This window comes from uncultured Aquabacterium sp. (assembly GCF_947366995.1).
Lineage (GTDB): Bacteria > Pseudomonadota > Gammaproteobacteria > Burkholderiales > Burkholderiaceae_C > Aquabacterium.
The window spans coordinates 1-20,439 of the sequence record NZ_CANBCC010000072.1; the positions used below are offsets into that span (position 1 = coordinate 1).

Genomic DNA, 20,439 nt, shown 5'->3' on the forward strand with positions numbered 1-20,439 from the left:
GTCGACACGGTGCGCCCCACCGTGGTGGTGACCTCCGACAAGACCGCGCTGAAGGCTGGCGAGTCCGCCACCGTCACCTTCACGTTCAGCGAAGATCCCGGCTCGAGCTTTACCTCTGCTGACATCGACGTCATCGGTGGCACCCTCGGTGCACTGAGCGCCAAGGTCGACAACGGAAACGGCACGTACAGCTACACCGCCACCTTCACGCCCACGGCTGACAGCACAACAGCGGCATCCATCCACGTCGACAGTGGCAAGTTCACCGATGCGGCTGGCAATGCCAACGCGGACGGCTCGGATACCAACAACACCGCCTCGATGACCGTCGACACGGTGCGACCGACTGTGGTCGTGACCTCGGACAAGGCGGCACTCAAGGCCGGCGAGTCCACCACCGTCACCTTCACGTTCAGCGAAGACCCCGGCTCGAGCTTCACCTCTGCTGACATCGACGTCACCGGTGGCACCCTCGGTGCACTGAGCGCCAAGGTCGCCAACAGCAACGGCACCTACAGCTACACCGCCACCTTCACGCCCACGGCCGACAGCACCACGGCTGCGTCCATCCAGGTGGACAGCGACAAGTTCACCGACGCAGCAGGTAACTCCAACAACGACGGCGCGGATACCAACAACACCGCCTCGATGACCGTCGACACGGTGCGACCGACTGTGGTCGTGACCTCGGACAAGGCGGCACTCAAGGCCGGCGAGTCCGCCACCGTCACCTTCACGTTCAGCGAAGATCCCGGCTCGAGCTTCACCTCTGCTGACATCGACGTCACCGGGGGCACCCTCGGTGCCCTGAGCGCCAAGGTCAACAACGGCGACGGCACGTACAGCTACACCGCCACCTTCACGCCCATGGCCGGCAGCACCACCCCAGCCGCCATCCACGTCGACAGCGCAAAGTTCACCGACGCCGCAGGTAACTCCAACAACGACGGCTCGGATGCCAACAACACCGCCTCGATGACCGTCGACACGGTGCGACCGACTGTGGTCGTGACCTCGGGCAAGGTCGCTCTCAAGGCGGGCGAGTCCACCACCGTCACCTTCACGTTCAGCGAGGATCCGGGTTCGAGCTTCACCCTCGGGGACGTCGATGTCACGGGCGGCACCCTCGGTGCGCTGAGCACCAAGGTCGACAACGGCGATGGCACCTACAGCTACACCGCCATATTCACACCCACGGCCGGCAGCACAACAGCGGCCTCCATCCACGTCGACAGCGCCAAGTTCACCGACGCCGCCGGCAACGCCAACAACGACGGGACAGACGCCAACAACACCGCGTCGATGTCCGTTGACACGGTTAGCCCCACCGTCGTGGTGTCTTCCGACAAGACCGCGCTGAAGGCTGGTGAGACCGCCACGGTCACGTTCACCTTCAGTGAAGACCCGGGCACCAGCTTTGTCCTGGGCGACATCGACATCACCGGCGGCACGCTGGGTGCCCTGAGCGCCAAGGTCGACAACGGCGACGGCACCTACAGCTACACCGCCACCTTCACACCCGCCCCCACCGGCACGGCCCGCATCCACGTCGCCAGCAACCGGTTCACAGACCCCGCGGGCAACGCGAACCAGGACGGCGCCGACACAGACAACGCGATCGACCTGTCGATCACGGACGACCGCCCTCTGGCCGTCTCGTCTCCCACGGTCAGCGAGAGCTCGCCCTATGTCGTGTTCACCGTCAATGGCGCGCCGGGCCAGCAGGTCACGCTCGACCTGCAATCCGGGTCTGGCACGACCGGCGTGGACACCAGCGGCCCGCTGCAATATTTCGACGGCAACGAGTGGAAGGCCTATACCCCTGGCACGCCCATCCCGCTGCCCACGGATGGCAGCCCGCTGCTGGTTCGCATCGCCCTGGTCAACGACACCCTCTTCGAAGGGGCGGAAACCCTGCGCCTCGTGGCGTCGAACGAAAGCGGCACGCCATACGACGGCCAGGCCACCATCACCGACGATGGCTCCAATGGCACCCGCTTCGAAGACAGCATCACCGGCATCCCCAGCATGGGCCCGGCCGACGACGATCGCCCCCAGCCCCCGGTCGTCGCGCCCACGCCCCCGGCAGCGCCCACCGTGCAGCCGCCACTGCGCGTCGATGCCCCGCCAGCGGAGCCGGTTCGCCTGGCACCCGTACCCACGCCCTTGTCTGCCGACCCCCTGGTCCTGGCGCAACCGGCTTCCGCGCCCATTGCAGACCGGTTGACCAGCCCTTCCGGCTTCCGCGTGGCCGTCACCCCGGCCCCGACCGACAACCTCGTGGTCTTCCGAGGTGTCACGGATCAGTTCGTCGAGAACAACGCCCCCACGCGCATTTCGATGCCGTACGACGCGTTCGCGCACAGCAAGCCGGACGCTTCCATTCAGCTTGCCGCCCAGCAAGCCGATGGGCGCAAACTGCCCGACTGGGTGCAGTTCGACGCACGCACGGGCACCTTCGTCGTCAGCGCCCCGGCTGGCTTCAAGGGCGTCCTGCAAATCAAGGTGATCGCCCGCGACACCGAGGGACGTGAAGTCAGTACGATGTTCCGCATGCACGTGGGACAAGAGCGCGACGTCAAGCCACAGAGCCGCAATGGACTGAGCGAGCAACTCCGCCTCGCCGCCCAGCGTGCGCCCGGTGGAGCCGAACGCGGGCAGGCTGCCCCCAGCCGACTGGCCCAGGGGATGGCCTTGGCGCCCCTGATCCGTCCCGGTGCCTGACGACGGAGAGAGGTCCTGAACACCACCGCCCCCCCGGATGACGTGAGCGCCTTGCTGGCCCTGGGCCAGCAGGCGCGGGCCGCCACCACCGCGCAAGAGCTGGCCTTCCTGCTGGTCAACGTCAGCCATTCGCTGACCCCTTACCGGCAGGCGGTGCTCTGGCTGGATGACCACGGCGTGCACACCCTCTCGGGCGTGGTCCAGATCGAGGCCAATGCTCCCTATGTGCAATGGGTGAACCAGATCTGCCGGCACCTCAGCCAGCAGCCTGAAGGCGGGCCGCTGCGGGTCGTGCGCGCGGCCGACCTGCCCGACACCCTCGCCGCCGCATGGCACGAATGGTGGCCGACCTACGCCCTGTGGGTGCGCCTGCCGCTTGGCGCCGTCGTGCTGCTGCGCGACGACCCATGGACCGCCCACGAACAATGGCTCTGGCAAGACTGGGCTGCAACCTGGGCGCACGCCTGGCACGCCCTCGTGCACCCACGCGCCACCGGCTGGCGTCGCACCGGGCAGCGGATGCGCCAGCTCTGGCAGACACAGCCCGATCGCCACTGGTGGCAGCAAACGCGCGTGCGCGTGATCGCTGGCGTCATCGCGGTGTTGCTCTGCCCTGTGCAGCTGTCCGTGCTGGCACCAGGCGAACTGGTTCCATCGCAGCCAGTCGTGATCCGCGCCCCGCTCGAAGGCGTCATTGACACCTTCCATGTCCAGCCCAACCAGCGCGTCGCCGCCGGCACCCCGCTGTTCGGCTTTGACGAAGCCCTGATCCGCAGCCGTCTGGACGTGGCCACCCAGGCGCTCAGCACCGCCGAAACCGAATACCGCCAGACCTCACAGCAGGCTCTGATCGACGCCCGCTCCAAGACCCAGCTTGCATTGCTGACTGGCAAGATCGAGGAAAAGCGTGCCGAAGTGGAGTACCTCGCGGAACAGCTCACCCGTGCCCGCGTGCTGGCCCCGCGCGAGGGCGTCGTGCTCATGGACGACCCGTCGGAGTGGATCGGCCGCCCGGTCAGCGTGGGCGAGCGCATCCTGCGGATCGCCGCCCCGCGCGACGCCGAGGTCGAAGCCTGGGTGCCCCTGGCGGACGCCGTGCCCTTGCCTGCAGGCGCCCCTGTCAAGCTCTACCTTCATGCCAACCCGCTGTCGCCGGTCCAGGCCACCGTGCGCTACATGGCCCACGACGCGGTGGCCCGCCCCGACGGCCAGTACGCCTACCGCGTGCGCGCCACCCTGAGCGTCCCCACCGACCACCGCGTGGGCCTCAAAGGCTCGGCCAAACTCAGTGCCGGCTGGACACCGCTGGGCTACTGGGTGCTGCGACGCCCGCTGGCCGCCTTGCGCACCACGCTCGGGATCTGAGCCATGTCCTGGCCCGAACTGCGCGAAGAGCTGGACCTGCTGCCCGGTCCCACCCTGCCGGACGGGCAACCCAGCTGGACCCTGCACGACCCGGTACGCAACCAGTTCTTCCGCATCGACTGGCCCACCTTCGAGGTGCTGCAGCGCTGGGGGCAGGGCGACGCCGACGCGGTCGCTGCCGACATCTGCGCCCGCACGACCCTGCCGATGCACCCCGACGACGTCACCGCCGTCATCCAGTTCATCTCGCAGAACCAGCTCACCCGACGTGTCTCGGCCGAACAGGCCCGCCAGATGGCGCAACTCTGGCAGGCCCGCCAAGGCACCTGGTGGAACTGGCTGCTGCACCACTACCTGTTCTTCCGCGTCCCCCTGTGGCACCCCGATGCGTGGCTGGGGCGCTGGCAAGGCCTGGCGGCATGGTTCACCTCGCGCACCTTCCTTGGCCTCAGCGCCGCCGCGGGCGCCCTGGGTCTGTATCAGGTGGTGCGCCAGTGGGACCTCTTCAGCGCGTCGCTGGTCGACACCTTCAACTGGTCAGGCCTGGCTGCCTACGGCGTGGCTCTGATCGGTGTGAAGTTTCTCCACGAGCTGGGACACGCCTTCACCGCCAAGCGCCAGGGGTGCCGCGTGCCCACCATGGGCGTGGCCTTTCTGGTGATGTGGCCGGTGGCCTACACCGACACCAATGAAACCTGGCGGCTCACCGATCGCCTGGCCCGCCTGAAAGTCGCCGCAGCCGGCATCGCGACCGAACTGATGATCGCCGTCTGGGCCACCCTCGCCTGGGCCCTCCTGCCGGATGGCGGACTGCGCTCTGCGGCTTTCGTGCTGGCCACCACCTCGTGGGTGGCCACTGTTGCCATCAACGCCAGCCCCTTCATGCGCTTTGACGGCTACTTCATCCTGTCCGACGCGCTCGACCTGCCCAACCTGCACGAGCGCAGCTTTGCTCTGGCCCGCTGGCGCCTGCGCGAATGGCTCTTTGACTTGCAGGAAGACCCGCCAGAGCACTTCGCCCCGGCCCGCCAGCGCGCCCTCATCGCCTTCGCCTGGCTCACGTGGGTCTACCGCCTGGTGCTCTTCCTCGGCATCGCCGTGCTGGTGTACCACGTCGCCATCAAGCTGCTCGGCATCCTGCTGTTTGCCGTCGAAATCCTCTGGTTCGTCCTGCTGCCGCTCTACCGCGAGGTGCAAGCCTGGCGACAGCGCTGGCCGCTCATCCGCCAGCGGCGCCGCAGCCGGTTCACCCTCGGCCTCCTCGGTGGCCTCATCGCGCTCGGCCTGCTACCGTGGCCCGGGCTGATCAGCGCCAGTGCGGTGCTGCGGCCGGTGGACAGCTGGCCGGTCTTCGCCCCGGCGGGCGCCCGCATCGACGCCATGCCCGTGGCAGACGGCGCCCGCGTGGCAGCTCAGCAACCGCTGCTGCGCCTGCACGTACCTGACCTCGCCATGCGCCGGCAAGCGACATCGGCCCGCCTTGAAGGATTGCGCTGGCAAGCCTCGGCCTCGGCCTTCGACGCCGACACGCGCCGCCAATGGCTGGTGAACGAAGAACGACTGGCCGGCGCCCAGGCCGAGCTTGCCGCGCTCGACACCGAAGCCGCACAGCTCGCCCCCCGCGCGCCCTACGCCGGCACCTTCTACCGCCTCGACCCCGACCTGCACGCCGGGCAATGGGTCAGCCGCAAGGACAAGATCGGGCTGCTGGTGCGCCAGGGCAGTGCCTGGCAGGTGGAAACGTGGCTGGACGAAGAAGCCGTGCAACGCGTGCGGGTGGGCGACACCGCCCGGTTCCTGCTGCCCCATTCGCCCCTGGTCCCGGTCTCCGCACGGGTCACCCAGGTTGAAGCCGACGCCACCCGTGTCCTGCCCCGCCCTGAACTGGCCGCCCCCCTCGGCGGCCACCTGCTGACCCGTGAGAAAGAAGGCCGCTTCATCCCGGAGCGCGCGGTCTACCGCGTCGTGCTGAGCGTGTCTCCGCGTGACATGCAGGCCAGCGAACTGGACCAGCACGCATGGCGTGGCGACCTCACCATCCACGGCAGCTGGGAAGCACCCCTGTGGCGCTATGTGCGCCAGGCGCTCTCCGTCCTCATCCGGGAATGGGGCTTCTGACGCTCGCCTTCCGGCCAGGATCGCTCAAGGGGATTCCACGGCCAGCAGGGTGACCTGAAGCGTGCCGTCGCGCTCACGCCCGCGCAGCCACCACACGGCCCCCTTGCGTAGCGACCAGGGCTGATCCTGCCCGGCCATCAGCCGTGCGGCCAGCAGGCCCAGCACCGGCTGGTGCCCCACGATCAGCACCGGGTCGCGCGCCTGCGGCCAGCGCGCAGCCGCCAGCAGGTCATCCACGGTGGCACGGGGGTCGAGGGACGGCACGGTGCGGAAGTCGCGCCCCAGCGCACGGGCCGTCTGCTGGGTGCGCACGGCCGGGCTCACCAACACCCGTGCACCGGCGCTCAGCCGCTGATTCAGCCAGGCGGCCATGCGCTCGGCCTGACGCTCGCCCTTGGGCGTCAGCGGCCGGGCCAGGTCGGCCGCCAGATCGTGCGGTGCCCCACCCTCTTCCACGGTCGGCAAGGTGATGGCCTGGGCGTGACGCCAGAGGATGAGGTCCATGGGAGACTCCGTCAGGTGAGGGCCCGGGCACGATAGCGGTCCATCAGCGCCCGCTGCGCGCTGTGGCCTCTCGTGCCGGCCCGGGTGTAGCGACCGTCGCTGCTCTGCAGCCAGGCATCGCGGGCATCGTGCAGGTAGGGCACCAGGCATTCGTCGATGACGCGCTGGCGCAGGGCCGTGTCGCGCACGGGCCAGGCCACTTCGATCCGGCGAGTCATGTTGCGGTTCATCCAGTCGGCACTGGACAGGTAGACCGCCTCGTCGAACTCCGACTCGCCCCAGCGGAAGTACATGACGCGGGTGTGCTCTAGCAAGCGCCCCACCACCGAGCGCACGCGAATGCGTTCCGTGAAGCCCGGCACCCCCGGCGGCAGAATGCACGCCCCCCGCACGATGAGGTCGATCTCGGCGCCAGCCTGCGCGGCAGCCACCAGCGCATACACCAGCGGCTCATCCGTCAACGAATTGGCCTTCACGACAATGCGTGCCGGCCGGCCCGCACGGGCGGCCTCCGTCACCCGCTCGATCAGGCGCAGGAACTGGTTCTGCATCGCAAATGGGGCCAGCAGCAGGTGGCGTGGGGGCTTGAGCTGGGTCAGGCTGGCCAGCTGCTGGAACACCATGTCCACATCAGCCGTCAGCTCGACATTGCTCGTCAGGTAACCGACGTCGGTGTAGAGCTTGGCCGTCTTGGGGTTGTAATTGCCCGTGGACAGGTGCGCGTAGCGGCGCAGCCGCGCCCCTTCGCGCCGCGTCACCAGCATCATCTTGCCGTGGGTCTTGAGGCCCACGATGCCGTACACCACCTGTGCGCCAAGCGCTTCCAGCCGTTCCGCCCAGTTGATGTTGGCCTCTTCGTCGAAGCGGGCCTTCAGCTCCACCACGGCCAGCACTTCCTTGCCTCGCCGCAGCGCCTCGAGCAGCAGTTCCATCAGCACCGACTCGCTGCCGGTGCGGTAGATGGTCTGCTTGATCGCCAGCACGTCCGGGTCGTGCACCGCCTGGCGCAGGAACTCGACCACCGCGTCGAAGGACTCGAAGGGATGATGCAGCATCACGTCGTGGTGACGCAGGTGGTCGAACATGCCCTCCTCGCGGGGCAGCCCCTCGGGCCATCCCGCGTCATGCGGGAAGAAGCGCAGGGCATCGCCATCGACCTGGTCGATCAGCTGGGTCAGGCGCACCAGATTGACCGGGCCATTGACCTGGAACAGCGCCTGCTCGGTCAGGCCGAACTGCTCGAGCAGGAAATCGGACAGGTCGCGCGGGCAGCTGCGCACCACTTCCAGCCGGATCGCCTGACCGAACTGACGCGTGCTCATCTTCGAGCGCAGCGCCTGGCGCAGGTCGGTCATGTCGTCTTCATCGACGTCGATGTCCGAATCGCGGGTCACGCGGAACTGCGAGAACGCCTCGATCTCGCGGCCGGGGAACAGCTCCTCGAGGTGCGCGCGGATCACGCTGGACAGCAGCACGAAACACTGCTTGCCGTCAGAGACGGCATCGGGCAGGCGGATCACGCGCGGCAGCACCCGTGGGATGCGCACGATGGCGATGTCGTTGTCGCGTCCGAACACGTCGCGCCCGCCGAGGCGCACGATGAAGTTCAGCGACTTGTTGGCGACCTGTGGAAACGGATGGGCCGGGTCCAGCCCGATGGGCACCAGCAGGGGGCGCACCTGACGCCGGAAGAACTCGGCCACCCACTCGCGCTGGGGCGCATTGCGGTCAGCGTGGTTGAGGATGTAGACATCGGCCTGCCGCAGCAGCGGGCCCAGCACATGGTTGAACAGGTGGTACTGGTCTTCCACCAGGTCATGTGAGGCCTTGGCCAGGTCGTGCAGATACTCGCGGTCGATGCCGGTGCCCGGCGTGCGCGAGGCCTCCAGCACGTCCGCATAGCGCACCTCGAAGAACTCGTCCAGGTTGGCCGAGACAATGCAGACGTAGCGCAAGCGCTCCAGCAGCGGCACATCGTCGCGCTCGGCCTGCGCCAACACACGACGGTTGAACTCCAGAATCGCCTGTTCGCGGCTCAATAACTTCAAACGCGGGCTGCCTGACACCTGTGAAGACCTTCTTTTTTTCTGAGATGACTTTCCGCGTCAAAAACGCGGCCGCTCCATCTTAGAACCGAGATCCCGACAAGATGATGACAGTTCCGTGACACGTGGCGGCAAATCGATCAGACCACCCCAGCGGGGGTGACCGGCCGACTGGCTCAAGGCTTGAGCCAGGCCGGCCGAGGGATCAGTGAGCCGCTTCCCAGTTGGGGCCCGCCCCCACTTCTGCCAGCAGCGGGACCCGCAGGGACGCCACTCCGGCCATCATCGCCGGCACCTCGCGCCGCACCCAGTCCAGCTCCGCCTCGGGCACCTGGAAGACCAGTTCGTCATGCACCTGCATGATCATGAGTGTGCCCTTGCCCTCGGCATCGAGCCGGTCCTGCACGGCCACCATGGCCAGCTTGATCAGGTCGGCGGCCGTGCCCTGCATCGGCGCGTTGATGGCGGCCCGCTCGGCGGCGGCACGCAGGGGGCCGTTGCCGCTGTGGATCTCGGGCAGCCACAGACGGCGGCCGAAGACGGTCTCCACATAGCCCTTGTCCTTGGCCTGCAGGCGCGTGTCGTCCATGTAACGTTTGACGCCCGGATAGCGCAGGAAGTAGCGCTCGATGTAGGCGGTCGCCGCGCTGCGCTCGATGCCCAGGTTGGATGCGAGACCGAAAGCACTCATGCCGTAGATCAGCCCGAAGTTGATCACCTTGGCATAGCGGCGCTGCTCGCTGCTCACCGCGTCCGGCGCCACGCCGAAGATTTCGGCCGCCGTCGCGCGGTGCACGTCCATGCCTTCGGCAAAGGCCTTCAGCAGGTTCTCGTCCTGCGAGATGTGGGCCATGATGCGCAGCTCGATCTGCGAGTAGTCGGCGCTGACGATGACATGCCCGGGCGGCGCGATGAAGGCCTCGCGGATGCGGCGCCCTTCCGCGGTCCGCACCGGGATGTTCTGGAGGTTCGGTTCGTTGCTCGACAGCCGCCCCGTGACAGCCACGGCCTGCGCGTAGTTGGTGTGCACGCGCCCGGTCTGCGGGTTCACCATCTGAGGCAGCTTGTCGGTGTAGGTCGACTTGAGCTTGGCCAGGCCTCGGTATTCGAGGATGCGAGCGGGCAGCGGGTAGTCCTCGGCCAGTTTCTCGAGCACCTCCTCGTTCGTGGACGGCGCCCCTGTGGCGGTCTTCTTGACGACGGGCAGGCCCTGCTTGACGAACAGAATCTCGCCCAGCTGCTTGGGCGAGCCGAGGTTGAACGGCTGGCCCGCAAGTTCGTAGGCTGCCTGCTCGAGCGCCACAATGCGTTGGGCGAGTTCGTGACTCTGCTTGTTCAGCAAGGCGGTGTCGATCAGGACCCCATTGCGCTCGATGCGCTGCAGCACGCGCGAGGCCGGCAGCTCGAAGCGCTGGTAGATGTCCAGCAACCCCGGTTCGGCCTGCAGGCTGGGCCACATGGCCTGGTGCACGTGCAACGTCAGGTCGCTGTCTTCACACGAATATTGCGCGGCGCGCTCGACGGCCACCTGGGCAAACGGGATCTGCTGCGCACCCTTGCCGGCCACATCCTCGTAGCTGAGACCGCTGCGCTGCACGTACCGCTGCGCCAGATCGGCGAGATTGTGCTTGCGGTGCGCCTGGAGCACATAGCTCTCCAGCATGGTGTCGTGCGCATAGCCCTGCACGGCAATGCCGTGGTTGGCCAGCACGTGGGTGTCGTACTTGATGTTCTGGCCCACCTTGGGCCGGCTGGCGTCTTCCAGCCACGGACGCAAGCGGGCCAGCACCTCGTCCAGCGGCAACTGCGCCGGCGCATCGGGGCCTTCATGCCGCAGCGGGATGTAGCACGCTTCGCCCACCTTGTCGCTGAACGACAGGCCCACGATGCGGGCCTGCATCGGGTCGAGCGAGTCGGTCTCGGTGTCGAAGGCCACCAGTTCCGCGGCGTTCAGGCGCGCCAGCCACGCATCGAAGGCGGGCCAGTCCAGCACGGTGTCGTACCGGGTTGCCACAGCGGAAGGCGGCGCGGCGGGCGCCTCACTGGCCTCTGCCGCGGTCGCGTCACCGAACAGGTCGCCCGTGGTCGATGGCGAGCGGGATGCGGCGGGCGCGCTGGCGCCCGGCGCGCTGCGCAGCTGGCGCTCCACCTCGGCCTTCGCCGTGCGGAAACCGAAACGCCCGTAGAAGTCCAGCAGACCGGGCAGGTCCGGGCTCCGGAAAGCCAGGGCGTCGAGGCCGGGCCAGTCCGGCACATGGCCGGTCAGGTCGCAATCGAGCTTGACGGTGATCAGGCGGCGCCCCTGCGGCAGCCAGTCGAGCGCCTTGCGCAGGTTCTCGCCAGCCACCCCCTTGATGCTGTCGGCGGCGGCCATGATCGCTTCCAGCGTGCCGTGCTCGGCCAGCCACTTCACCGCCGTTTTGGGTCCAACCTTTTCGACGCCCGGCACGTTGTCCACCGCATCGCCGATCAGGGTCAGGTAGTCGATGATGCGATCGGGCGGCACACCGAACTTGGCCAGCACGCCGGGCTCGTCCAGCACCTCGGGCGGCTTGGCCATGGTGTTGATGAGCGAGACGCACGGGTTCACCAACTGGGCCAGGTCCTTGTCGCCGGTGGAGACGACAACCTTGTGGCCCGACTCCACTGCCACGCGGGCCAGGGTGCCGATGGCGTCGTCGGCTTCGATGCCGGGCACCTCGAGCACGGGCCAGCCGAGCAGTTTCACGACCTCATGAATCGGTTCGACCTGCGCACGCAGATCGTCGGGCATCGAGGGCCGGTGAGCCTTGTACTCGGGGTACCACTCGTCGCGGAAGGTCGGGCCCTTGGCATCGAACACGCACACGGCGTGCTCGGCCTGAATGTGATCGCGCAACCAGCGCAGCATGTTGACCATGCCGTGGATGGCCCCGGTGGGCACATTGTCCGGCCCGCGCAGGTCGGGCATGGCATGGAAGGCGCGGTAGAGGTAGCTGGAGCCGTCGACCAGCAGCATCGTCGGCTGCGTGGGCTGCGCGGGGGACTGGGGGGCGTCAGGGGAGACCGTCGGTGCGTTCATCCCCCGAATTGTGCCGTCTGGCGTCAGAACTCGCCGGAGGCCCCGACCGAGAACAGATAGTTGCTGCCGCGGCCGTCGATGATGTAGTCGAAGCCGGCGATCAGGCGCACGTCGCGCACCGGCTGGTAGGACAGCGCCGCGCCCACATACGGCGCCGTGCCGTAGCCGCGCTTGTCGGCCCGGGCCCCGCTGGCCAGCGTGATTTCACGGTCGGTGCGCTTGCGCGCCACACCCACACGGAGGTGGTTGGTGATGCCGTGCAGCAGCTCCACCTCCCAGTTGATGCCGAAGGTCACGGCGCGCACGTCACGGCGCTCGGTGGCCACCCCGGTGGAGGCCGTGCGGGCAGGGTCGTTGTCGCTGTCGACCGTGCCGAACACGAAGTAGTTGATCTCGGCTGCCAGGCCCGGCGTCAGGCGCTTGCCGCCGAAGACCTTGCCGCTGAAGGCCGCACGGTTGCACTCCGAGCCGCAATCCCACTGATGGGCGCCGATGCCGAAGGCGCCACCGCCATAGATGCCCATGGGCGAAGACGCGGGCGCCATGGTCTGTGCCGTGGCCGACAGGCCCAGCAGCGACAGGGCAACGGGCAACACAAGGTTCTTGGACAGCAGACGTGCAACGGCAGGGTGACGCATGGTTTGGACGGGTTGCAAGAGGTGAGAGGGTCGAATGACGCACGCGACCGACACGGGCATCAACACAGTGAGAACGAGTCTGCCATAGGGCCTCCTACAATCCCGTGCTCGACTTCCCCGTCACCCCCCGGGTAAACGCGCAAACTTTCGGGGCTTCCAGCCGATTTGGTCGGGAAGTGTTCCCCGGGTGTCAAGCGCGTGGGCGAGGCCCCCTTTTTCACCGCTGTCCGACTCGTCTCATGGCCGTCTTCACCGAAGTGTCCCCGCAGGAAGCGGCGGACCTGCTCTCCACCCTGAATCTGGGCACGCTGCAGTCGATGCGCGGCGCCACCTCGGGCATCGAGAACACGAACTACTTTGTCAGCACGGACCGCGGCGACTATGTCCTGACGCTCTTCGAGCGCCTGACCGCCGAGCAGTTGCCCTTCTACCTGAAGCTGATGCACCACCTGGCGGCCCGCGGCATCCCTGTGCCCGCCCCCCAGCCTGATGCACAGGGTGAGATCCTGCACACGCTCAAGGGCAAGCCGGCTGCCGTGGTGACGCTGCTCAAGGGCCGCAACCAGCTGGCACCCCAGGTGGCAGACTGCGCGCAGGTGGGTGCCATGCTGGCCCGCATGCACCTCGCCGGGGTGGACTACCCGCTGCAGCAGCCCAATCTGCGCGGGCTCGCCTGGTGGACCGAGACCGTGCCGGTCGTCCTGCCATTCCTGTCGGCCGAGCAGGCCGCCATGATCATCGATGAGCTCGCTTTCCAGCAGGCCCTGGGGACCACACCGGCCTACGCTGCCCTGCCACGCGGGCCGATCCATGCCGATCTGTTCCGCGACAACGTGATGTTCGACGGCCCTACCCTGTCGGGCTTCTTCGACTTCTACTTTGCCGGCGTCGACACCTTCGGCTTCGACATCGCGGTGTGTCTGAATGACTGGTGCATCGACCTCACAACCGGCGCGCTCGACCCCGCACGCGCCGCGGCATTCGTCGCGGCCTACGACGCGGTGCGCCCGCTGACCGACGAAGAGCTGGCCTTGTTGCCTGCCTTGCTGCGCGCCGCGGCGTTGCGTTTCTGGACCTCGCGTCTGTGGGATTTCCACCTGCCCCGCGATGCGGCGATGCTGCAGCCGCATGACCCGACCCATTTCGAGCGCGTGCTAACGCTGCGTCGCGACCAGCCCTGGACATGGCGACGCCCTGATGGAGCACCCCAGGCATGAAGCTGCGCCTCGTCAAACCGGCACAGGGCCTGGTGTGGGTCCGACAGGGCCTGCTGCTCGGCAAGCGACAGCCTCTGAACTTCGTGGGCCTGCTGGGCCTGGTGGCCAGCGTGGCATTGTTGCTGATGGGCCTGTCGGTGATCGGCCCGCTGCTGCTGCTGGCGGCCATGCCGATGGTGTGGATGGGCTTCATGCTGGCCTCGCGCCACGCACTGGCCGGCGAGAAGATCCCGCCTTCCGTGCTGATCGAGGCGGTGCGCACGCAGCCCGAGATGCGAAAAGCCTTTGCGCGGCTGGGCGGCGCGTACGTCGCCGCCACGCTGGTGGTGATGCAGCTGGCCCATGTGCTGGGCCCGGGCGCCGACGTGCTGGCCGAGGCCTTTGACACCGCCCAGGATGCCGGCGAGATCCTGGCGAACCCGCTGGTGCAACAGGACCTGCTGTGGCGCATGGCGCTCACGCTGCCGGTGTCGCTCCTGTTCTGGCACACACCCGCCCTGATCCTGTGGGCCAGGCAGCCACTGGCCAAGGCGCTGTTCTTCAGCTGGATCGCCTGCTGGCGCAATCTGGGCGCGTTTGTCGTGTACGGCGCCGCGTGGGCCGTGCTGATCCTGCTCGTGGGTCTGATCGACAGCGTGATTGCGATGGTCTTGCCCGTTCCTGCCGTCGTGAACGTGCTGGCCGTGGCCACGGGCCTTTGGGTGGCAGCGGCGTTCTACGCCTCGCTGTACTTCACGGTGGTCGACTGCTTTGACGCACCGGGCACCCCGCCCGATGGGTCATCGCCTGGTCAGGATGTGAGCCGCGACACGCCGTCCAGCGGGCAGGCGTAAATCGCGTTGCGCAGGGCGGCAATGGCCTCGTAGCGCGTGAAGCTGCGGCGCCACACCAGCACCACCCTGCGCGTGGGCGCCGGCTCTTCGAACGGGATGTAGACGAGGTGCGGGTGGGGCTCGACCGGCACCGACAGCCGCGGCACGACCGTGACGCCCATGCCCGCGGCCACCATGTGCTTGATGGTCTCGAGTGAAGAGCCCTCGAAGCTGCGACGGATGCCCTCGGCGTCGCTGGAAAACCGGGCGAACTCCGGGCAGACCTCGAGCACATGGTCGCGGAAACAATGGCCGGCGCCCAGCAGCAGCATGGTCTCGCGCTTGAGTTCCTCGGCGTCGATGCGTTCGCGGCTGGCCAGCGCGTGGTTGCGGGGCACCGCCACCATGAAAGGCTCTTCGTACAACGGGGCGGTCGCCAGGTTGGTGTCCGGGAAGGGCTCCGCCAGGATGGCGCAATCGAGCTCGCCCGCACGCAGCATCTCGAGCAGCTTGACGGTGAAGTTCTCCTGCAGCATCAGCGGCATCTGGGGCACGCGGGCGATCGCCTGGCGCACCAGATCCGGCAGCAGGTAGGGGCCGATGGTGTAGATGACGCCCAGGCGCAGCGGGCCCGCCAGCGGGTCCTTGCCGCGCTTGGCGATCTCCTTGATGGCCTGCGCCTGCTCGAGCACGGCCTGCGCCTGTCGCACGATCTCTTCGCCCAGCGGCGTCACGCTGATCTCCGCGCTGCCGCGCTCGAACAGCTTCACGTCCAGCTCGTCTTCGAGCTTCTTCACGGCCACGGACAGGGTCGGTTGCGACACGAAGCAGGCCTCGGCGGCCCGGCCAAAATGCCGCTCGCGCGCCACGGCCACGATGTAGCGAAGTTCAGTCAACGTCATGACCGGGATTGTGCGACAAGCCGCCATGCGCGATGCGGCGTTCGGTCACGCCTTCAGGTACTCCGACTTCGCGCCGAGCCAGCGTGCGGCATGGCGCTGTGCGGCCTGCGGATGCTCGCGCAACATCACCTCGGCCACCTGACGCGCCCGGGAGATCAGGGCCTGGTCTTCCTCCAGATCGGCAAAGCGCAACAGCGCGGCCCCCGACTGGCGGGCGCCCATGAATTCGCCAGGACCGCGGATCTCCAGATCCCGTCGGGCGATCTCGAAACCGTCGGTGGTCTCGACCATGGCCTTCAGGCGCTGCTTGCCCGAATCCGACAACGGCGAGCCGTACAGCAGCACGCACACGCTGGCCACGGCCCCGCGCCCCACCCGCCCGCGCAGCTGATGCAACTGGCTCAGCCCGAAACGCTCGGCGTGCTCGATCACCATCAGGCTGGCGTTGGGCACGTCGACCCCCACCTCGATGACGGTGGTGGCCACCAGCACGGCCAGCTCGTTGGCGGCGAACTTCGCCATGACGTCTGCTTTCTCCGCAGCCGGCAGACGGCCATGCAGCAGGCCCACGCCAAAGCCCTGCAGCGTCTCGCTCAGCTCCTGGTGGGTCTGCGTGACGTTGCTCAGGTCCAGCGGCGGCCTGCGATCTGAGGCACGGCCGGCGGCTTCGTCGGCGGCCTGGTCGCTGGCTTCCGTCTCGTCGATCAGCGGGCAGACCCAGTACACCTGACGGCCGCGGGCCACCTCGTCGCGGATACGCTCAATGACCTCCTCACGACGGGCGTCGGCAAACACCTTGGTGACGATGGGCGTGCGGCCCGGGGGGAGCTCGTCGATGGTGCTCACCTCGAGGTCGGCCAGATAGGTCATGGCCAGCGTGCGGGGGATGGGCGTGGCGCTCATCATCAGCAGGTGCGGCTCCAGCTCGGCACTTTCGAGCTTGCGGCGCAGCTGCAGCCGCTGGGCCACGCCAAAGCGGTGCTGCTCGTCGATCAGCGCCAGACCGAGCTTCGCGAACTCGACCTGGTCCTGGATCACGGCATGGGTGCCCACCACCAGCTGGGCCTCACCCGAGGCCACGGCGGCCATCTGTTCGCGTTTCATCTTCGGCTTGAGGCTGCCGGTGAGCCAGGCCACCTTCACGCCCAGCGGCTCCAGCCAGCCCACCAGCTTGCGGAAATGCTGCTCGGCCAGGATCTCGGTGGGCGCCATCAGCGCGCACTGCCAGCCGGCGTCCATCGCCACGGCGGCGGCCAGTGCGGCCACCACGGTCTTGCCCGAGCCCACATCGCCCTGCAGCAGGCGGTGCATCGGGCGGGCCAGCGACAGGTCGGTGGCGATTTCGGCCACCACCCGCTGCTGGGCGCCCGTGAGTTGGAAGGGCAGTACCGCCATCAGGCGATCCAGCAGGCCCTGTGGCTTGGCGCGCAGCGACGGGGCGCGCAGGTGGGCGCGCTCGGCCCGCGCGCGCAACTGTGACACCTGCTGGGCCAGCAGCTCCTCGAACTTCAGGCGTTGCCACGCCGGATGGCTGTGGTCTTCCAGCGCCGCCAGCGACACCTCGGGGCTGGGGTGGTGCAGGAAGTGCAGCGCCTCGCGCAGCGTGGGCCAGGTGCGGGGCAGCAGCGCCGGGGGGATCACCTCGTCCAGCGGCGCCCGGGTCAGCCCCGCGGCGACCGCCTTGCGCAGATACGTCTGCGGCAGGCCGGCTGCCGTCGGGTAGACCGGCGTGAGCGCTGCGGCCAGCGGGGTGTCTTCCTTCACGATGCGCACCGTGGGGTGCACCATCTCGCGCCCGAAGAAACCGTGGCGCAACTCGCCCCGCACGCGCAGGCGCACGCCGGGGCCCCAGCTCTTCTGCTGAGAACCGTAGAAGTTCAGGAAGCGCAGCAGCACCTCGCCGCTGCCATCGCCCAGACGGATGAGGAGCTGCCGCCGCCCGCGCGCCTCGATGCGGCTTTCGCGCACCGTGCCTTCGACCTGCACCGTGTCGCCATCACGGGCATCGCACAGCCGGGTCAGCCGGGTTTCATCCTCATAACGCAGCGGCAGGTGCAGCGCCAGGTCGATGTCTCGCACCAGGCCGAGCTTGTCCATTGCCTTCTGCGGCGCAGAGCGGGCGGCGGACGGCCACGACGACGTGGCGCCAGTCGATGGGCGGGATGAAGCGGCCTGGCGGGGCACGGTGAGGTCGCAGAGTGGGCTGGGAAGGCCGATTGTGCCTGCGGGGCGCGCAGCGCGTCCGATCAGCAGCGCCCCGATCGCCGGCTGCGCGGATTGAGCTTGTCGAGTTCGGCCACCTGCTGCTTGAGCAGCATGATCAGCGTGCGCGCGTCGTCCACCGCCAGCGACAAGGTGCTGGTGATGCGCTCATCCTTCGCCGGGCGCGGCTGCACCAGCGCGTCCACGCTCAGTTCGATCAGTCCCTTGTCGTGACGGATGGCCTTGATGCGTTGCAGTTCGATGTCGTGTGTCTTCATGACGGTGTGCGGGCAAATCGGAGAGGGCGATTGTCGGCCACGCGACGCACGCCGGGGTGGGCGCTTGAGCGACAATCACGCCTTTTGGCACGGGGCTCGTCCGCCCCTCAAAACAGCATGGCTTCCTTCGCTCCCTCCGCTGACCGCGCCTACACCCTCGCCGATTTCGATTTCGAGCTCCCCGAGTCCCTGATCGCCCAGCACCCGGCCCCTGAACGCAGCGCCTCGCGCCTGCTCGACGGCCGCGGCGCCCAACCGGTCGACCGCGTCTTCCGCGAACTGCCCGACCTGCTGCACCCTGGCGACCTGCTGGTCTTCAACAACACCCGTGTCATCAAGGCCCGCCTGTTCGGCACCAAGGCCACTGGCGGCGCGGTCGAGGCCCTCATCGAACGCGTGCTGCCCGGCACCCAGGAAGTGTGGGCCCACATGCGCGCCAGCAAATCGCCCAAGCCCGGCGCACGGGTTCGGTTTGCCGATGCCTTCGACGCCGACGTGCTGGGCCGTTGCGGCCCGGACAACGGGCTGTTCCACCTGCGCTTCGAGGGTGATCCGTTCGCACTGCTGGAACAGCACGGCCACGTGCCGCTGCCGCCCTACATCACCCACACCGACGAAGAAGACGACGTGCGCCGCTACCAGACGGTGTTCGCCAAGGAACCCGGCGCGGTGGCGGCCCCGACCGCCGCCCTCCACTTCGACGAAGGCGTGCTGGCCGGTCTGGCTGCCCGCGGCATTGGCACGGCTGAAGTCACGTTGCATGTGGGCGCCGGCACCTTCCAGCCCGTGCGCACCGACAACCTGGCCGAGCACAAGATGCACAGCGAGTGGTTCGACGTGCCGCAGCCCACCGCCGAGGCCATCCGGGCCACCCGCGCGGCCGGCGGCCGCATCGTCGCAGTGGGCACGACCACCCTGCGCGCACTCGAGTCGGCCGCGCGCGGGGCCACACCCGAGCACATCCTCGAGGCAGGCCAGCGCGACACCGACATCTTCATCACCCCGGGATTCGACTTCCGCGTGGTGGACGTGCTCATTACCAATTTCCACCTGCCAAAAAGCACGCTGATGATGCTGGTGAGCGCGCTGGCCGGCTACGATCACATCCGCGCGCTCTACGCCCATGCCATTGCGCAGCGCTACCGTTTCTTCAGCTATGGCGACGCCATGCTGATCCAGAGGTGACCCATGGCCCTGCGCTGGCTTCGTCTGCTGTTGTGCTTGTCCCTGTTGTCTGTCCTTGCTCCGAGGATGGCTGGCGCAGCCGAGGCCGCGGCACCCGACACCCAGACCATCGACCGCGCGACCCTGGCGCAAGGCGCCTGCACGGATGGCCGCGAAGGCCGCTCGGTGACGCTGCCCGATGACTGGCGACAACTGAAGATCACGCCGCCGGCTGTGGCCTGTTACCGGGCCAAGCTGCTGCTCGACCACACCCCGAAAGAGCCCTGGGCCTTGCGCATCGACCGCCTCCCAGGCAACCACCGGGTCACGGTCAATGGCGTGCCCCTGGGCACCCGCCACATGGAAGGCGAGCAGATCACCAGCATGGGCACCCTGCCCTACCTGATCGAAGTGCCCGCCAACGTGCTGCTGCGCGGCGACAACGACATCCAGATCGACGTGCGGATGAACAACTTCCGCAAGCCGGGCGTCTCGCCGATCGTGGCGGGGCCGCTCGACAGCATGCGCGACGAGTTCGACCGCTGGGCCATGCTGACCGTCGAGCTGCCACAGACCGCGAACATGAGCGTGGTCGGCATGGCCGTGTTCATCCTGCTGGCCTGGCGCGCCCGCCCGAAGGAGGCCATCTTCGGCTACTTCGGATGGCTCATGCTCATCATGTGCGGCCGCAATGCGCTCTACCTCGTCGAGACGGTCAGCTGGCCCGCCCCCTTCGTCGACTGGTTGTTCTTTGCCACCCACGCCATCACCACGTACTACCACGTGATGTTCGGGCTGTGCTACGCCAACGTGCCTTACCAGCGCCTGATCTGGCCGCTGCGGGCCATCGGGTTCGGCGTGCCGGTGCTCGGCCTCATGGCGATGGGCACGCCTTACCTCGATGTGCTGCGCATGGTGACCTATCCGGTCATGATGCTCGGCGGCATCCTGATCGTGGTGAAGATCGTTCAGCACGCCTGGACACGGCACTGGCTCGAGGCCATTGCCATGACGCTGGGCCCGGTCGGCACGCTGGTCAGCATGGGGCACGACTACCTCTTCCTGACGCCGCTGCTTGCCGTCACCGACCTGTACTGGACGCCCTACTTCTCGCCCATCATCTTCCTCGGCTTCGCGCTCACCCTGATGCGCAAGTTCGTCGAGGCGATGACGCTGGCCGAGCGCCTCAACGTGACGCTGGAGGAACGCGTGGCCGAGCGCACCCGCGCCCTGGAGGCGGCCAACCAGTCCAAGACCCGGTTCCTGGCGGCGGCCAGCCACGACCTGCGCCAGCCCACCGCGGCCATCGGCCTGCTGACGAGCCTGCTGCGCCAGCAGGCCACCACGCCCGAAACCCGCAAGCTCACGCACATGCTCGATGAAGCCGTGAGCTCAATAGATCGGAAGAG

General features: G+C 68.0%; 13 protein-coding genes and 1 pseudogene. 7 read left to right on the top strand and 7 right to left on the bottom strand.

Annotated elements, in window-relative coordinates; translation table 11 throughout:
- The 3 genes from Q0Z44_RS15415 to Q0Z44_RS15425 all read left to right on the top strand — a co-directional run.
- Positions 1-2,724, top strand: a 2,724-nt coding sequence (locus Q0Z44_RS15415; RefSeq protein ID WP_298014339.1) for an Ig-like domain-containing protein, incomplete at its 5' end; no start/stop codon positions are given.
- 42 nt (positions 2,725-2,766) lie between these two features.
- Positions 2,767-4,089, top strand: a complete 1,323-nt coding sequence (locus Q0Z44_RS15420) for an HlyD family efflux transporter periplasmic adaptor subunit (protein WP_298014342.1) — start codon at positions 2,767-2,769, stop codon at positions 4,087-4,089.
- Between the two features lie 3 nt (positions 4,090-4,092).
- Positions 4,093-6,207 carry a site-2 protease family protein gene (locus tag Q0Z44_RS15425; RefSeq protein WP_298014344.1) on the top strand — a complete coding sequence of 705 codons (2,115 nt, stop codon included), beginning with the start codon at positions 4,093-4,095 and terminating at the stop codon, positions 6,205-6,207.
- A gap of 24 nt (positions 6,208-6,231) precedes the next feature.
- Here Q0Z44_RS15425 and Q0Z44_RS15430 read toward each other — a convergent pair whose 3' ends face one another.
- From Q0Z44_RS15430 to Q0Z44_RS15445, 4 genes and pseudogenes are all read right to left on the bottom strand, one after another.
- Positions 6,232-6,711: a histidine phosphatase family protein gene (locus Q0Z44_RS15430; RefSeq protein WP_298014347.1), complete on the bottom strand. Its 480-nt coding sequence runs from the start codon at positions 6,709-6,711 to the stop codon at positions 6,232-6,234.
- An 11-nt stretch (positions 6,712-6,722) separates the two neighbouring features.
- Positions 6,723-8,789, bottom strand: a pseudogene (ppk1, locus tag Q0Z44_RS15435) (polyphosphate kinase 1); the annotation flags it as partial.
- A 172-nt stretch (positions 8,790-8,961) separates the two neighbouring features.
- Positions 8,962-11,817 carry a DNA polymerase I gene (gene polA, locus Q0Z44_RS15440; RefSeq protein ID WP_298014350.1) on the bottom strand — a complete coding sequence of 952 codons (2,856 nt, stop codon included), beginning with the start codon at positions 11,815-11,817 and terminating at the stop codon, positions 8,962-8,964.
- A gap of 23 nt (positions 11,818-11,840) precedes the next feature.
- Positions 11,841-12,455, bottom strand: a complete 615-nt coding sequence (locus Q0Z44_RS15445; RefSeq protein ID WP_298014353.1) for a hypothetical protein — start codon at positions 12,453-12,455, stop codon at positions 11,841-11,843.
- 239 nt (positions 12,456-12,694) lie between these two features.
- On the opposite strand from Q0Z44_RS15445, the gene Q0Z44_RS15450 reads away from it, so the two are divergent.
- Both Q0Z44_RS15450 and Q0Z44_RS15455 read left to right on the top strand, forming a co-directional pair.
- On the top strand, positions 12,695-13,672 hold the full coding sequence (locus tag Q0Z44_RS15450; RefSeq protein WP_298014356.1) for a homoserine kinase: 978 nt from the start codon (positions 12,695-12,697) through the stop codon (positions 13,670-13,672).
- On the top strand, positions 13,669-14,505 hold the full coding sequence (locus Q0Z44_RS15455) for a BPSS1780 family membrane protein (RefSeq protein WP_298014358.1): 837 nt from the start codon (positions 13,669-13,671) through the stop codon (positions 14,503-14,505). Before Q0Z44_RS15450 ends, Q0Z44_RS15455 begins: the two co-directional genes overlap by 4 nt.
- Here the strand turns inward: Q0Z44_RS15455 and Q0Z44_RS15460 are convergent.
- The 3 genes from Q0Z44_RS15460 to Q0Z44_RS15470 all read right to left on the bottom strand — a co-directional run bounded on the left by Q0Z44_RS15460 (position 14,463) and on the right by Q0Z44_RS15470 (position 17,866).
- Positions 14,463-15,386 carry a LysR substrate-binding domain-containing protein gene (locus Q0Z44_RS15460; RefSeq protein ID WP_298014362.1) on the bottom strand — a complete coding sequence of 308 codons (924 nt, stop codon included), beginning with the start codon at positions 15,384-15,386 and terminating at the stop codon, positions 14,463-14,465. The genes Q0Z44_RS15455 and Q0Z44_RS15460 overlap by 43 nt on opposite strands.
- 45 nt (positions 15,387-15,431) lie before the next feature.
- On the bottom strand, positions 15,432-17,570 hold the full coding sequence (gene recG / locus Q0Z44_RS15465) for an ATP-dependent DNA helicase RecG (protein ID WP_298014365.1): 2,139 nt from the start codon (positions 17,568-17,570) through the stop codon (positions 15,432-15,434).
- Between the two features lie 62 nt (positions 17,571-17,632).
- Positions 17,633-17,866 (bottom strand): hypothetical protein, encoded by a 234-nt coding sequence (locus Q0Z44_RS15470; RefSeq protein WP_298014368.1) that lies wholly within the window; start codon positions 17,864-17,866, stop codon positions 17,633-17,635.
- 117 nt (positions 17,867-17,983) lie between these two features.
- On the opposite strand from Q0Z44_RS15470, the gene queA reads away from it, so the two are divergent.
- Both queA and Q0Z44_RS15480 read left to right on the top strand, forming a co-directional pair.
- A complete protein-coding gene (gene queA, locus Q0Z44_RS15475; RefSeq protein ID WP_298014371.1) occupies positions 17,984-19,051 on the top strand; it encodes a tRNA preQ1(34) S-adenosylmethionine ribosyltransferase-isomerase QueA in 1,068 nt (355 codons plus the stop codon).
- 66 nt (positions 19,052-19,117) lie between these two features.
- Positions 19,118-20,439 (top strand): histidine kinase dimerization/phospho-acceptor domain-containing protein (locus Q0Z44_RS15480; protein ID WP_366517633.1); only part of this gene is annotated, 1,322 nt, incomplete at its 3' end.